Origin of the sequence: Mesorhizobium sp. 1M-11 (assembly GCF_001303895.1) — a bacterium.
Classification (GTDB): domain Bacteria; phylum Pseudomonadota; class Alphaproteobacteria; order Rhizobiales; family Rhizobiaceae; genus Mesorhizobium.
The window spans coordinates 117,666-131,117 of the sequence record NZ_LJSD01000074.1 but is presented as its reverse complement, the minus strand read 5'-3'; the positions used below and the strand labels follow the sequence as shown (position 1 = coordinate 131,117).

At 63.5% G+C, this 13,452-nt stretch carries 13 protein-coding genes; 8 read left to right on the top strand and 5 right to left on the bottom strand.

Annotation, left to right across the window (positions count from 1 at the left end):
- The first annotated feature begins 16 nt into the window (after positions 1 to 16).
- The 7 genes from AO692_RS28995 to paaZ are packed head-to-tail and all read left to right on the top strand — an operon-like array spanning position 17 to position 5,924.
- Positions 17 to 430 carry a hypothetical protein gene (locus tag AO692_RS28995; protein ID WP_054313508.1) on the top strand — a complete coding sequence of 138 codons (414 nt, stop codon included), beginning with the start codon at positions 17 to 19 and terminating at the stop codon, positions 428 to 430.
- Entirely contained in the window at positions 427 to 711 is a 285-nt protein-coding gene (paaB, locus tag AO692_RS28990) for a 1,2-phenylacetyl-CoA epoxidase subunit PaaB (RefSeq protein ID WP_054313507.1), read from the top strand. Before AO692_RS28995 ends, paaB begins: the two co-directional genes overlap by 4 nt.
- Entirely contained in the window at positions 711 to 1,472 is a 762-nt protein-coding gene (gene paaC, locus AO692_RS28985; protein WP_054313506.1) for a 1,2-phenylacetyl-CoA epoxidase subunit PaaC, read from the top strand. Before paaB ends, paaC begins: the two co-directional genes overlap by 1 nt.
- Before the next feature lie 7 nt (positions 1,473 to 1,479).
- Positions 1,480 to 1,983, top strand: coding sequence for a 1,2-phenylacetyl-CoA epoxidase subunit PaaD (paaD, locus tag AO692_RS28980; protein WP_054313505.1), 504 nt, complete (start codon positions 1,480 to 1,482; stop codon positions 1,981 to 1,983).
- A gap of 7 nt (positions 1,984 to 1,990) precedes the next feature.
- A complete protein-coding gene (paaE, locus tag AO692_RS28975) occupies positions 1,991 to 3,064 on the top strand; it encodes a 1,2-phenylacetyl-CoA epoxidase subunit PaaE (protein ID WP_054313504.1) in 1,074 nt (357 codons plus the stop codon).
- On the top strand, positions 3,054 to 3,824 hold the full coding sequence (locus tag AO692_RS28970; RefSeq protein WP_054313503.1) for a Phenylacetic acid catabolic protein: 771 nt from the start codon (positions 3,054 to 3,056) through the stop codon (positions 3,822 to 3,824). The genes paaE and AO692_RS28970 overlap by 11 nt, the downstream gene beginning before the upstream one ends.
- A 39-nt stretch (positions 3,825 to 3,863) precedes the next feature.
- Positions 3,864 to 5,924, top strand: a complete 2,061-nt coding sequence (paaZ, locus tag AO692_RS28965; RefSeq protein ID WP_054313502.1) for a phenylacetic acid degradation bifunctional protein PaaZ — start codon at positions 3,864 to 3,866, stop codon at positions 5,922 to 5,924.
- A gap of 2 nt (positions 5,925 to 5,926) precedes the next feature.
- Here the strand turns inward: paaZ and AO692_RS28960 are convergent, their stop codons facing one another.
- Positions 5,927 to 6,385: an Lrp/AsnC family transcriptional regulator gene (locus AO692_RS28960; protein WP_054313501.1), complete on the bottom strand. Its 459-nt coding sequence runs from the start codon at positions 6,383 to 6,385 to the stop codon at positions 5,927 to 5,929.
- 152 nt (positions 6,386 to 6,537) lie between these two features.
- Between AO692_RS28960 and AO692_RS28955 the strand changes: the two genes are divergently transcribed.
- Positions 6,538 to 9,969 carry an indolepyruvate ferredoxin oxidoreductase family protein gene (locus AO692_RS28955; protein WP_244483541.1) on the top strand — a complete coding sequence of 1,144 codons (3,432 nt, stop codon included), beginning with the start codon at positions 6,538 to 6,540 and terminating at the stop codon, positions 9,967 to 9,969.
- A 4-nt stretch (positions 9,970 to 9,973) separates the two neighbouring features.
- Here the strand turns inward: AO692_RS28955 and AO692_RS28950 are convergent, their stop codons facing one another.
- Genes AO692_RS28950 through paaG form a run of 4 tightly spaced genes read right to left on the bottom strand, consistent with a single transcriptional unit; the run spans position 9,974 to position 13,200 of the window.
- A complete protein-coding gene (locus AO692_RS28950) occupies positions 9,974 to 10,570 on the bottom strand; it encodes a TetR/AcrR family transcriptional regulator (protein ID WP_054313499.1) in 597 nt (198 codons plus the stop codon).
- Between the two features lie 27 nt (positions 10,571 to 10,597).
- The gene (paaK, locus tag AO692_RS28945) at positions 10,598 to 11,908 is read right to left on the bottom strand and encodes a phenylacetate--CoA ligase PaaK (RefSeq protein ID WP_054313498.1); all 1,311 of its coding nucleotides are present in this window, start codon (positions 11,906 to 11,908) and stop codon (positions 10,598 to 10,600) included.
- A gap of 54 nt (positions 11,909 to 11,962) precedes the next feature.
- Positions 11,963 to 12,409, bottom strand: coding sequence for a hydroxyphenylacetyl-CoA thioesterase PaaI (gene paaI, locus AO692_RS28940; protein WP_054313497.1), 447 nt, complete (start codon positions 12,407 to 12,409; stop codon positions 11,963 to 11,965).
- Positions 12,406 to 13,200: a 2-(1,2-epoxy-1,2-dihydrophenyl)acetyl-CoA isomerase PaaG gene (gene paaG, locus AO692_RS28935; protein ID WP_054313496.1), complete on the bottom strand. Its 795-nt coding sequence runs from the start codon at positions 13,198 to 13,200 to the stop codon at positions 12,406 to 12,408. The genes paaI and paaG overlap by 4 nt, the downstream gene beginning before the upstream one ends.
- Positions 13,201 to 13,452: the final 252 nt, after the last annotated feature.

Here is a 13,452-nt window from a genome sequence, read left to right as displayed (position 1 = left end):
CGCGATGGAGCGCACAATGGCACCCTCCCCGATCCTGAGGATATTGCTTCTGATCTGCGTCGCCTTCTTCCTGTGCATGGGCGCGGCCCATTTCCTCGGCCTCAAGGTGCCGGTGCTGTTCGTCTATTTCGACACGCCTTTCTACGCCTACCAGGACCGCATCATCTCCTTCACGCTTGTCACCTATGCGGCGTTGTTCTTTGCGGCCTCGCGTGACCGAGCGGTGGTGCCATTCGCGCTGATCTCGATCTGGGCGACTGTGATCGGGCTTGCCTACATCAACCAATCCAGTGAACTCGCCGAGGTGCTGAGCTGGCGCGGCACCGCCATCTACTGGCTGCAGACTGCCGCACTTGCCGCCCTGGCGGTGGTGCTGACCGGACTGTTCATGAAAGAGCGCGGCTCGAGCGCGCAGAGGAGCCTGACATGACAAGCGAATGGCCCTTGTGGGAAGTGTTCATCCGCGGCCAGCACGGCCTCAACCATCGCCACGTCGGTAGCCTGCACGCGCCGGACGCCAAGATGGCGATCCACAATGCGCGCGACGTCTATACCCGCCGCAACGAAGGCGTGAGCATCTGGGTGGTGCGCTCGTCCGATGTGGTGGCCAGCGCGCCGTCCGACAAAGGCCCGCTGTTCGATCCCGCCAATTCCAAGGTCTACCGGCACCCGACCTTCTTCGACGTGCCGGACGAAGTGGGGCACATGTGATGGGCGCCACTCCCGAGGCAATAGCGGAATTCGCACTGCGCATGGGCGACAATTGCCTGATCCTCGGCCATCGCGATTCCGAATGGTGCGGCCATTCGCCGGCGCTCGAGGAAGACATCGCGCTCGCCAACACAGCGCTCGACCATGTCGGCCAGGCGCAGCTCTGGCTCGGTCTTGCCTGCGAAGCCGAAGGCAAGGGCAAGACGGCCGACACGCTGGCCTTCCTGCGCGACGCCTCCGGCTATCGTAACCTGCTGCTGGTCGAGCAGCCGAACGGCGATTTCGGCCGCACCATCATGCGCCAGTTCCTGTTCGATGCCTGGCACCTGCCGATGCTGAAGGCTCTTGTGCATTCCAGCGACAAGCGCGTCGCCGAGATCGCAGAGAAGGCTTCCAAGGAGGTCGCCTATCATCTCGATCGCAGCACCGACCTCGTCGTGCGGCTGGGCGACGGAACCCGCGAAAGCCAGACCCGGATGCAGGCGGCGCTGGACTTCCTATGGCCCTATACGGGCGAGATGTTCCTCGGCGATGCGCTGGACGACGAGTTGGAAGCAGCCGGCATCGCCCCGGCACCCGCTTCGCTGCGGCCAGCCTGGGACCAGCACGTCAATCGCACGCTGGCCGAGGCCACGCTGAAAGCGCCGGACAAGAGCTACGCCCAGAAAGGCGGCAAGCGCGGTGTGCATTCGGAACATCTCGGTTTCATCCTGGCCGAAATGCAGTTCCTGCAGCGCGCCTATCCCGGCGCGAAATGGTGAGGCCGTCATGAACGTCGCCGCCATCACCCGCCCCCGTCTCAGCCAGGTCTGGTCCTGGCTTGCCGAGATCCCCGATCCGGAAATCCCGGTCATCTCCCTCATCGATCTCGGTATCATCCGCGATGTCGCCTGGCGCGGCGACACGCTGGAAGTGACGGTGACGCCGACCTATTCCGGTTGCCCGGCGACCGGCGTGATCAACCTCGAGATCGAACGGACACTGGTCGAACACGGCATCGAAAAGCTCGCGCTCAAGCGGCAGCTCTCGCCGGCATGGACCACGGCCTGGATCAGTGCCGAAGGGCGCGAGAAGCTGAGCACCTATGGCATCGCTCCGCCCCAGGAAGGCACGGCGGCCTGCGCAGGCGCGTTGATGCCGCTGACTGTCGCCTGCCCGCAATGCGGCTCCACGAAAACGGAGCGTATCAGCCAGTTCGGTTCCACACCGTGCAAGGCGCACTACCGCTGCACCGAGTGCCTGGAACCCTTCGATTATTTCAAGAGCATCTGAGGCGCCGATGGCCCGCTTCTTCCCCCTTGAGGTCACCGAAATCCGCCGCGAGACCCGCGACGCCGTGGTGGTGACACTTGCCCCCCGCGATGAAGACCGCCAGGCCTTCGACTTCACGCAGGGCCAGTACCTGACCTTCCGCCGTTCGTTCGACGGCGAGGAGTTGCGCCGCTCCTATTCGATTTGCACAGGCAAGGATGAAGGGCTGCTCCGGGTCGGCATCAAGCGTGTCGACGGCGGCGCCTTCTCGACCTGGGCCAATGAGGAGCTGAAAGCGGGCGATGCGCTGGAAGCCATGGCACCGATGGGCGCTTTCCACGTGCCGCTGCAGCCCGAAGTGAGCCGGCACTATCTCGCCTTCGCCGGCGGCAGCGGCATCACGCCGGTGCTGTCGCTGATCAAGACGACGCTGGCGCGCGAACCCGGGTCGCGCTTCACGCTGATCTACGGCAACCGCTCGATCAACTCGATCATGTTCCGCGAGGAACTGGAGGATATCAAGAACACCCATCTCGGACGTTTCAACGTGGTGCACGTCCTGGAAAGCGAAGCGCAGGAGATCGACCTGTTCTCGGGCCGCATCGATGCCGAGAAATGTGCGCGCCTGTTCAAGGGATGGGTCAACATCGATGCAGTCGATATGGCCTTCATCTGCGGACCGGAGCCGATGATGCTGGCGATCGCCGCGTCGCTGCGCGAACACGGATTGCGTGACGACCAGATCAAGTTCGAGCTGTTTGCCTCCGCCCCGCGCCGTGCCAAGCATGTCGTCAAGACCGCCGCCGATGGCGCCAAGGCCGAGACTTGCAAGGCGACGATCACGCTCGACGGCTCCACCCGCATCATCGAAATGGCGAAGAAGGGCGAAACCCTCCTGGAGGCGGCACTGGCTGCCAGCCTCGACGCGCCTTTTGCCTGCAAGGCCGGCGTCTGCTCGACCTGCCGCGCCATGGTTCTGGAAGGCGAGGTCGAGATGGAGACCAACCACGCGCTGGAGGACTACGAGGTGCGCCAAGGCTACGTGCTGACCTGCCAGTGCCATCCCTTGTCGGACCATGTGGTGGTGACCTATGACCAGTAGTGATCCGCAAGAAAGCATGCCGCTGGAGGACTATCTCGCCCAGGGCGGCAAGCTGACGACACCGGAAAACGCGCCGCCGCGCTATCGCGGCGAATTGCTGCGTTTGATGGCGACCTTCGTCGACAGCGAGCTGGCGGGTGCTGCAGGCTTTGCCGACATCGTCAACCAGGGCCCCGGTATCAAGGAGCGCATCGCCGCTTCCCGCATCGTGCTGGAGAAACTCGACCATGCCGAGCGTGTGCTTGCCGTGATGGGCGAATTCGGCGCCGACATTTCTCGCTATGCCAACCATCATCCCTGGACGGCGCGTGTCGCCCGCGACAGCGACCTGGGTGCTGCGCGCCATGGCTCGGACATGCGGTTGGCCGTGCTGCACTATCCACTGCAGGACTGGCTCGACGCCGTCGTCATGAACGTGCTGATGGGTCGGGCGGTGACGCTCCAGCTCGACGAGCTTTCCAGCCTGTCCTATCAGCCGCTCGGCGACATCTTCCGGACGATCCTGCCGCGTGAGCGCCGGCACATGGAACTCGGCGAGGAAGGCCTGCGCAAGCTGCTGCAGGACAAGGCCAACAAGCCGCCGATCACTGCATCGATCGCCTATTGGCGCCCGCGCGTCGCGGCAAGCTTCGGTGCCGCAGCATCCCAGCATTTCGACACGCAGAAGAAATTCGGCCTGCGCCATACCGGCAATGCGGAACTCGCCGCCGAATGGGCACGCCAAGTCGACAGTTTTCTGGGCGATATCGGCCTGCGCTGATCCACCTGCCCGCCTTTCACAGCCATCGAGGAGCCAGCCATGAACGCGCCCCTGAAGAATGTCCGCCAGCTGGAATCCTACATTGCCGGGCAATGGGTTCGCGGTGCCGGCAAGGCGGTGTCGCTGCTCGATGCCGCGACCGGACAACCTGTGGCGCTGATCGATGCCAGTGGCATCGACTTCAAGGCGGCCCTCGGTTTCGGCCGCGAAACAGGCAATCCGGCACTGCGCCGGATGAGTTTCCACGAGCGGGCGCTGATGCTGAAAGCGCTCGGCCAGGCGCTGATGGAGGCCAAGGAAGAATTCTACGCGCTGTCGACGGCGACAGGCGCTACCCGCACCGACAGCTGGATCGACATCGAGGGCGGCATTGGCACGCTGCTTTCCTACGCGTCGAAGGGCCGGCGCGAGCTGCCCAACACGCACACGCTGGTCGACGGCGACGTCGAGCTTCTGTCGCGCGACAACAGTTTTTCCGCCCAGCATATCCTGACGCCGCTGGAAGGCGTGGCTATCCACATCAACGCCTTCAACTTCCCTTGCTGGGGCATGCTGGAAAAGCTTGCTCCCACGCTGCTTGCCGGCATGCCGGCAATCGTCAAGCCGGCCAGCCAGACCGCCTATCTGACCGAGCTGATGGTGCGCCGGATCATCGATCTCGACATCCTGCCCAAGGGTGCCTTGCAATTGGTCAGCGGTTCGGTCGGCGACCTGCTCGACCATGTCGACTGCCAGGATGTGGTGACTTTCACCGGTTCGGCCGCGACCGGGCGCAAGCTGAAGGCACATCCGACGATCGTCGAGAACTCCGTGCGCTTTACCATGGAGGCGGATTCGCTCAACGCGGCGATCCTCGGGCCCGACGCGGTTGCCGGCACCGAGGAATTCGACCTTTTCGTCAAGGAAGTGGCGCGCGAGATGACCGCCAAGGCCGGCCAGAAGTGCACGGCCATCCGCCGGGTGATCGCGCCACGCGCCAGCGTCGACGCCCTGATCAAGGCTCTCGGCGAACGCCTGGCCAAGACCCCGCTTGGCAATCCCGGCGAGGACGGCATCAAGATGGGGCCACTGGCGAGCCTGGCGCAGCGCGACGAGGTGCGGGCCCGGATCAGGGACCTGCAGGGTGATGCCGAAATCGTCGCCGGCGATCCGGACAAGCCGAATGTCATTTCAGGCGATGCCGAGGCCGGCGCGTTCCTCAGCCCCGTGCTGCTTTATTGCGACAGGCCGGGTGCCGCGAACGCGGTACACGACGTGGAGGCCTTCGGGCCTGTCAGCACGATCATTCCCTATGAGATCGCTGAAGAAGCCGCCGTGCTGGCGCGGCGCGGCAAGGGCAGCCTTGTGGCATCCGTCTTCACCAATGACTCGAAATTCGCGCGCGACACGGTCCATGCGCTGGGCCCCTGGCACGGTCGCGTCATGATCGGCAACCGCGCCAGCGCGAAATCGTCGACCGGCCACGGCTCACCTTTGCCGGTTCTGGTGCATGGCGGCCCCGGCCGCGCCGGTGGCGGCGAGGAGCTTGGCGGCATGCGCTCCGTCAAGCACTACATGCAGCGCACGGCGGTGCAGGCAGCACCCTGGCTGCTTTCGGAAGTGGCAGGTCGCTGGATGCAGGGCGCGAAGGCCAAGCATGACGATGTGCATCCCTTCCGCAAGTCACTCGCCGAACTGGAGATCGGCGACCAGTTGGTGACGGGCACTCGCACGGTGACGCTGGAGGACATCGAGCATTTCGCCAATTTCACCGGCGACACCTTCTACGCCCATATGGACGAGGAAGCAGCCAGGGCGAACCCGTTCTTCGAGGGACGTGTGGCGCACGGCTATCTGATCGTCTCCTTCGCCGCCGGCCTGTTCGTCGACCCGGCGCCTGGGCCGGTGCTCGCCAATTACGGCGTGGACTCGCTGCGCTTCCTCACGCCGGTCAATCCCGGCGACACGCTACAGGTGACGCTGACGGCCAAGCAGATCAATCCGCGCGAGACCGAAAGCTATGGCGAGGTGCGCTGGGACTGCACGGTGACCAACCAGGACACGCAGGTGGTGGCGCAATACGACGTGCTGACCATGGTGGCGAAGACCTGGCCGCAGTAGCCTTAAACCGGCACCTGCCCATGCACCTTGATGTCCTTGAGCACCAGATTGGTGCGCACATGGGCAATGCCGGGCAGCCTGAACAGGAAGTGTTCGAGGAAGTCGTTGTAGGCATCCTTGTCGCGACAGACGACATGCAGATGGTAGTCGGCCTCGCCAGTGGTCGAAAAACACTCCAGCACCTCCGGCCGCGACGCGACGCGCGAGACAAAGGTGGCGACGTGATCCGCCTCGTGGCGCGACAGCATCACATGTACCACGGCCGAGAAATTCAGGCCGGCCTTCAGCGGATCGACGACGGCACCATAGCCTGAAATGATGCCTGCCTCTTCCAGCGCCCGGACCCGCCGCCAGCAGGCGGACGCCGACATACCCGCCTTCTCGGCCAGTTCCTGGTTGGAGATGCGGGCATCCTGCTGCAGCAGCCTCAGCAGAATCCTGTCCGGTTCGGTAAGGTGCATCGAAATCCCGCCTATCGGTTGGTCTTACCAACTATCTAGCTAAAATCGGCAGAATTGACCATATCGTGAGCAAATCGGGGTGAAACTGGCAGGATATTTCAAGCAGCAAGCGTAGACTGGATCGGATGGTACCCTTTCGGGAGATCCCGGCCGTGGCTGACGTCTTGCTTGCCGACTACAATCTCAACGACCGTTATACGAACAAGAACGGCCGTGTCTTCCTCACCGGAACACAGGCGCTGGTGCGCATCACGCTCGACCAGGCGCGGCGCGACAAGGAGCATGGCCTGAAGACGGCCGGCTTCGTCTCCGGCTATCGCGGCTCACCGCTTGGCGGCGTCGACCTGGAGCTGTGGCGGGCGAAGGAGTTGGTCAAACAGCACGGCATCGAGTTCCTGCCCGCCGTGAACGAAGACCTCGCCGCCACCGCAGTACTTGGCTCACAGCAGGTCGAAACCAATCCGGATCGCACCGTCGAAGGCGTGTTTTCGATGTGGTACGGCAAGGGGCCAGGCGTCGACCGTGCCGGCGACGCGCTGAAGCACGGCAACGCCTATGGTTCCTCGCCGCATGGCGGCGTGCTGGTCGTCGCCGGAGACGATCACGGTTGCGTGTCTTCTTCCATGCCGCATCAGTCCGACGTCGCCTTCATGGCCTGGTTCATGCCGACGCTGAACCCCTCCTCCGTCGGCGAATATCAGGCCTTCGGTGAATATGGCTATGCGCTGTCGCGCTTCACCGGCATGTGGGTCGGCTTCAAGGCGATCTCCGAAACCGTGGAAAGCGGCCAGTCGGTGGACATCGTCGCCGACCGCGAGTTCCAGCAGCCGGACTACACGCCGCCACCAACCGGCCTGCATTACCGCTGGCCCGACCTGCCCGGTCCGCAGATCGAAGAGCGCATGGAAGCCAAGAAGATGGCCGTCTATGCCTTCGCCGAGGCCAATCCGATCGACCGGCGCATCTACGACGTCGCGGATGCCAGTTTCGGCATCGTCACCACCGGCAAGGCCCATCTCGACCTGATGGAAGCGCTGCGGCTGCTCGGACTGGACGAGAAGGCTTGCCGCAAGCTCGGCATCGACATCTACAAGGTCGGCATGGTGTGGCCGCTGGCGCGCCGCGACGCGCTGGAGTTCGTGAAGGAGAAGAAGGAGATCCTCGTCGTCGAGGAAAAGCGCGGCATCATAGAGAGCCAGCTCAAGGAGTATTTCTACGACTATCCCGGCCACAAGCCGCACTCGATGGTCGGCAAGCGCGACGAGGACGGCAACAGGCTGATCTCGTGGATCGGCGAGCTGTCGCCACGCATGCTGGCGCCGATCGTGGCCAAGCGCCTGGACATGGTGTTCCCGAACCTGCGCCTGCTCGACCGAGCCGCGGCGCTGGTGCCGGAATCCGAGCGGCTGATCCAGGTGCCGGGCGCGGCGCGCACGCCCTATTTCTGTTCCGGCTGCCCGCATAATTCGTCCACCAAGGTGCCGGAAGGCTCCAAGGCGCTGGCCGGCATCGGCTGCCATTTCATGGCGAGCTGGATGGACCGAGAAACGACGTCGCTGATCCAGATGGGCGGCGAAGGCGTGAACTGGGCGGCATCCTCGCTCTTCACCGGCAAGGGCCACATCTTCCAGAACCTCGGCGAAGGCACCTATTACCATTCCGGTTCGATGGCGATCCGCCAGGCGGTCGCGGCAAAGGCCAACATCACCTACAAGATCCTGTTCAACGACGCGGTCGCCATGACCGGCGGCCAACCGGTGGACGGCCCGATCAGCGTTCAGGCGATCGCGCAGGAAGTGCGCGCCGAAGGCGTGGAGCGCATCGCGCTGGTTTCCGACCAGCCGGACAAGTTCAGCATCGCGGCATTTCCTTCAGGTGTCACCCTGCATCACCGTTCGCAGCTTGATGCCGTGCAGCGCGACCTGCGCGAGGTGAACGGCGTCTCGGTGCTGATCTACGAACAGACCTGCGCCACCGAAAAGCGGCGGCGGCGCAAGCGCGGCACGATGGAGGACCCCAAGCGTTTCGCCTGGATCAACGATCTGGTCTGCGAAGGCTGCGGCGACTGCTCGGTCGAGTCCAACTGCCTCAGCGTCGAGCCGAAGGAGACGCCGTTCGGCCGTAAGCGCAAGATCAACCTTTCCAACTGCAACAAGGATTTCTCCTGCCTGAACGGTTTCTGCCCGAGCTTCGTGACGGTCGAAGGCGCGGTGCGGCGCAAGCGGCAGGCCAGCAACGAGGATTTCGGCGCCCGCGCTGCCGCACTGCCCCTGCCGGATGCGCCCACACTCGACCGACCATACGACCTGCTCGTGACCGGTGTCGGCGGTACCGGCGTGGTGACCGTCGGCGCGCTGATCTCAATGGCGGCGCATCTGGAAGGTAAAGGCAGCTCGGTGCTCGACTTCACCGGCTTCGCGCAAAAGTTCGGCCCGGTGCTTTCCTTCATCCGGCTGGCGGCAACGCCCGATGCCATCAACCAGGTACGCATCGATGCCGGGGCGGCGGACGCCCTGATCGGCGGCGACATCGTGGTGTCGTCTTCACCGAAGGCTTCCGCCTGCTACCGGGCCGGCATGCAAGCGGTGGTCAACATGGCGGAAATGCCGACCGGTGACATCGTGCGGCTGCGCGATGCCGATCTTTCGACCCGTCGCCGGCTGAAGGAGATCGAACGCGTGGCCGGAGCCGGCAACGTGCGTGCGCTGGACGCTAACGCCCTTGCCGAGCGGCTGTTCGGCGATGCGGTCTTCGCCAATATCATCCTGCTCGGCTATGCCTGGCAGCGAGGGCTGGTGCCGATCGAACACAACGCACTGCAACGGGCAATCGAGCTGAACGGCATTGCGGTCGAACGCAACAAACAGGCTTTTGCCGCCGGGCGGCTGGCTGCCGCCGACCCACGCCCCCTGATCGCCGGTCAGCCGGCCATGGCAAGTGAAAGCCTCGATGAGATGATCGCACGGCGCGAGGCTTTTCTCGTCGATTACCAGGATCGTGCCTGGGCGCAGCGTTATCGCGCGACCGTTGAGCGGGTTCGCAGCGCCGAGCGGCCGTTCGGCTCGGAAGGCCTGACCGATGCCGTTGCGCGTTCCCTGTTCAAGCTGATGTCCTACAAGGACGAATATGAGGTGGCGCGGCTGCATATGCAGACCGGCTTCCTTGCTGAGCTCAAGCGCGAGTTCGATGGTGATTACAAGGTCAACTACCACTTCGCGCCACCGTTCATGGGTGGCGGCAAGGACGCGCGCGGCCGGCCCCGCAAACGCCAGTTCGGCCAATGGATCCAGACGCCGCTGCGTGTCATGGCCCGGATGAAACGGCTACGCGGCACGGCCTTCGATCCGTTCGGCTACACGGCGGAGCGCCGGATGGAGCGGGAACTGATCGGCTGGTACCAGGGGCTGATCGACCAGATCATCGGACAGCTCCCGGCACGCTCTCCGGCCGAACTGATCGAACTTGCAAAGGCCCCTATGGATATCCGCGGCTACGGGCCGGTGAAGGAAGAGGCGGCCGCGAAGGTCAAGGCGCGGGTAGCCACCATGCTCGCCTGCCCAAAAGAGACACGCCAAGCAGCGTAAGAGGCTACCGTAGTGAATTCACGCCATCGAGGAACAGCGACGTCACCATGTCGGCGTAGCCTTCGCGGTTGAGCGCGCCGCTCGGTTTGAACCAGGTGTAGGCCCAGTTGAGGATGCCGAACAGCGACATGGTGACGGGCGTGATGCCGGCGCGGGCCTTGCCGAGCTCAGGGTTGATGTCGGTGAGCACATCGGAGAACGCCTTCACGATGCGGCGCTCCATCTGCTGCAGCTCGGTCTTCTGCACCTCGGAAAGCGAGCCCGTGCCGTTGAGCAGGACCTGCTGGAAATTGGCGGCGGTGCGGTAATTTTCGAGCACCCCACCGATCAGATGGCGCAGGCGTTGCCTGGGTTCGAGGTCCGGACGATCGGCTGCGAGGATCGCCTGTTCAAGCTCGACCAGATGGGTGCGACCGATGTCGAAGAGCAGCAATTCCTTGCTCGGATAGTAATGGTAGAGCAGCGCCTTGGAGACGTTGTTCTCCTGCGCGATCTGCGCCATCGATGCGCGTTCCATGCCGAGTTTGGCGAAGACCGCGGCGGCGCTGTCGAGAATGCTGCGCCGTTTCTCGTCGAAATCCGCAGCTCTCGTCCTTGCCATCTTCCTATCTCTTTGTCCGGCGCATGATCATGTTTTAGGCCTGTTGTCGACGATCCGCCTGGCCTTGCCGGCAGAACGCTCGACCGAATCAGGATCGCCGACCACGATTTTGGTGCTCACACCCACCACGCTCTTGATGTGGTGCGCAAGTTCTTTGGCTGAGGTACCCCGCTGGGCGGCGTCAACAGCATGCGGCATGGCCTCGACATGAACGGTCATGCAGTCCAGACGGCCCTCTCGGCTCAGCACGATCTGGAAATGCGGCGCGAGGCCGGCGCATTTGAGCAGCTGTTCCTCGATCTGAGTCGGGAAGACATTGACGCCGCGCAGGATCATCATGTCGTCGGAGCGGCCGGTGATCTTCTCGATGCGCCGCATGGAGCGCGCCGTGCCCGGCAGCAGGCGAGTCAGATCGCGCGTCCGATAGCGGATGATCGGCAGCGCTTCCTTGGTCAGCGAGGTGAAGACCAGCTCGCCCATTTCACCATCCGGCATCACTTCGCCTGTCTCAGGATCGATGATCTCCGGATAGAAATGATCCTCCCACACATGCAGGCCGTCTTTGGTCTCGACGCATTCGTTGGCGACGCCGGGACCGATGACTTCCGACAGGCCGTAGATGTCGACGGCATGCATGTCGAAATCGTTCTGGATCTCCTCGCGCATGGCGTTGGTCCAGGGTTCGGCGCCAAAGATGCCGACCGCCAGTGACGAGGAACGCGGGTCGATGCCGATCCGCCGGTATTCATCCAGGATCGACAGCATATAGGATGGCGTCACCATGATGATGCGCGGCTTGAAATCCTCGATCAGCGAGACCTGGCGCTCGGTCATGCCACCGGAGATCGGCACCACGGTGCAGCCGAGCTTTTCAGCACCGTAATGGGCGCCGAGGCCGCCGGTGAACAGGCCATAGCCATAGGCGACATGGCAGATGTCGCCAGGCCTGCCGCCCGACGCCCTGATCGAGCGCGCGACACAGGTTGCCCACATGTCGATATCGTTCCTGGTGTAACCGACGACGGTCGGTTTACCCGTCGTTCCGGATGAAGCATGGACACGTGCCAGCTTTTCGCGTGGCACCGCGAACATGCCGAACGGATAGGTGTCGCGCAGGTCCTTTTTGACGGTGAATGGGAATTTCGACAGATCCGACAGCTGCCTCAGATCGTCGGGATGGACGCCGGCCGCATCGAACTTCGCCTTGTAGTGCGGCGAGTTGCGGTAGGCATGGTCGAGCGTTGCCTTCAACCGCTTCAGCTGCAGTGCTGTAATCTCGTCGCGCGAAGCAATCTCGATCGGCTCCAGATCACCCGGGCGCGGAGACAGGTCTTCCATTCAATCCTCCCAGATTGTGTGTGGACTGGCGCACCCCAAGCGGATGCGCAGCGCTCATGCCGACGACGGCAGATGTGTTCCCTTGACCGTGCGCGAGTGACCGCGGAACTCCGCCACCCGCTCGCCTTTCTGGTTGGTCACCGCGATGTCGTAGATGCCGTTGCGCCCGGCGCGCGACACCTCGCGGGCGCGTGCCGTCAGCCGATCGCCAAGAAAGGCCGGCGCAACGAACGTGACGGAGCAATGCTGCGCCACCGTGCGCTGATTGTAGCTGTTGCAAGCGAAGGCAAAGGCCGAGTCCGCCAAGGTGAACATGTAGCCGCCATGGCAGGTGTTGTGGCCATTGGTCATGAGATCGGTCACGGTGAAGGAAATCGTCGCCTCACCTGGCCCGATATGCTCCAATTCCATGCCGAGATGTTGCGAAGCGCGATCGTCCCGCCACATCGCCTCAGCCGAGGCAATCGCGACAGCCTGCGGATCGCTCATATTGATCGTCATTTGCCCTTGAACTCCGGCGCCCGCTTGTCCAGGAACGCGGCGACGCCTTCGGCGTAGTCGGCGCTACGACCCGCTTTGCGCTGCAGGTCGCGTTCGAGGTCGAGCTGCTGGTCGAGCGTGTTGGCGGCGCTGGCATGGATGGCCTGCTTGGTCAGGCCGATGCCGAAGGTCGGACCGGCGGCCATGCGTTTCGCCAATGCAGTCGCCTCCGGCATCAATTGTTCGTCGTCGATGGCTTTCCAGATCAGGCCCCATTCGGCTGCGGTCTGCGCCGGCAGGGGTTCGGCAGTCAGCACCAGCGCCTTGGCGCGCGCTTCGCCGAGCAGGCGCGGCAAAGTCCAGGTGCCACCGGAATCGGGGATCAGGCCGATCTTCGAGAAAGCCTGGATGAACTTGGCGGACTTGGCTGCAAGCACAATATCGCAGGCCAGCGCAATGTTGGCGCCGGCACCGGCGGCGACGCCGTTCACGGCACAGATCACGGGTTTATCCAGTGAACGGATCAGCCGCAGCAATGGGTTGTAAAAGGTCTCGATCGTAAGGCCGAGATCCGGTGCCTCGGTGGCCTTGCGCGGATCGCGATCACCGAGATCCTGGCCAGCGCAGAAGGCGCGGCCGGCGCCGGTCAGCAGAACGGCACGGATCGCTGCGTCATCGTGTGCCCGCTCAAAAGCTGCGCGCAGGGCCGTGTGCAGTTCCGGATTGAAGGAATTCAGCTTGTCGGGACGGTTGAGCGTCAGCGTCATGACGCCGTCGGCTACCGTTACCAACAGCGTGTCGGATTGCGTCACGTCATCTCCTCCCGGTCCCGCCAAGCCCCTCCTTGGCGAAGGCTTGACAGTTGCATAATCCGACCGGTCGGTCAATAATAAACTGACATTCCGGACTGCGGCTTCGATGCCATCGAGAGCTCAGGCCAACGGACAGCTGGTTCCTTTCGCCGATCCTGAAACATTCGCGATAATCATCACCGCAATGCGGAACCACCAAGCCTTCTAGCAGTTGAATATAGACGAAGCGGTCTATCAGCTTCGCGGACCTAG

Coding starts and splice junctions, on each gene's coding strand:
- paaI (WP_054313497.1), bottom strand. CDS start 12,409: ATGACGATCAATATGAGCGATCCGCAGGCTGTCGCGATTGCCTCGGCT.
- paaZ (WP_054313502.1), top strand. CDS start 3,864: ATGAACGCGCCCCTGAAGAATGTCCGCCAGCTGGAATCCTACATTGCC.
- AO692_RS28995 (WP_054313508.1), top strand. CDS start 17: ATGGCACCCTCCCCGATCCTGAGGATATTGCTTCTGATCTGCGTCGCC.
- paaE (WP_054313504.1), top strand. CDS start 1,991: ATGGCCCGCTTCTTCCCCCTTGAGGTCACCGAAATCCGCCGCGAGACC.
- paaD (WP_054313505.1), top strand. CDS start 1,480: ATGAACGTCGCCGCCATCACCCGCCCCCGTCTCAGCCAGGTCTGGTCC.
- AO692_RS28960 (WP_054313501.1), bottom strand. CDS start 6,385: ATGCACCTTACCGAACCGGACAGGATTCTGCTGAGGCTGCTGCAGCAG.
- paaB (WP_054313507.1), top strand. CDS start 427: ATGACAAGCGAATGGCCCTTGTGGGAAGTGTTCATCCGCGGCCAGCAC.
- paaK (WP_054313498.1), bottom strand. CDS start 11,908: ATGGAAGACCTGTCTCCGCGCCCGGGTGATCTGGAGCCGATCGAGATT.
- AO692_RS28970 (WP_054313503.1), top strand. CDS start 3,054: ATGACCAGTAGTGATCCGCAAGAAAGCATGCCGCTGGAGGACTATCTC.
- AO692_RS28950 (WP_054313499.1), bottom strand. CDS start 10,570: ATGGCAAGGACGAGAGCTGCGGATTTCGACGAGAAACGGCGCAGCATT.
- paaC (WP_054313506.1), top strand. CDS start 711: ATGGGCGCCACTCCCGAGGCAATAGCGGAATTCGCACTGCGCATGGGC.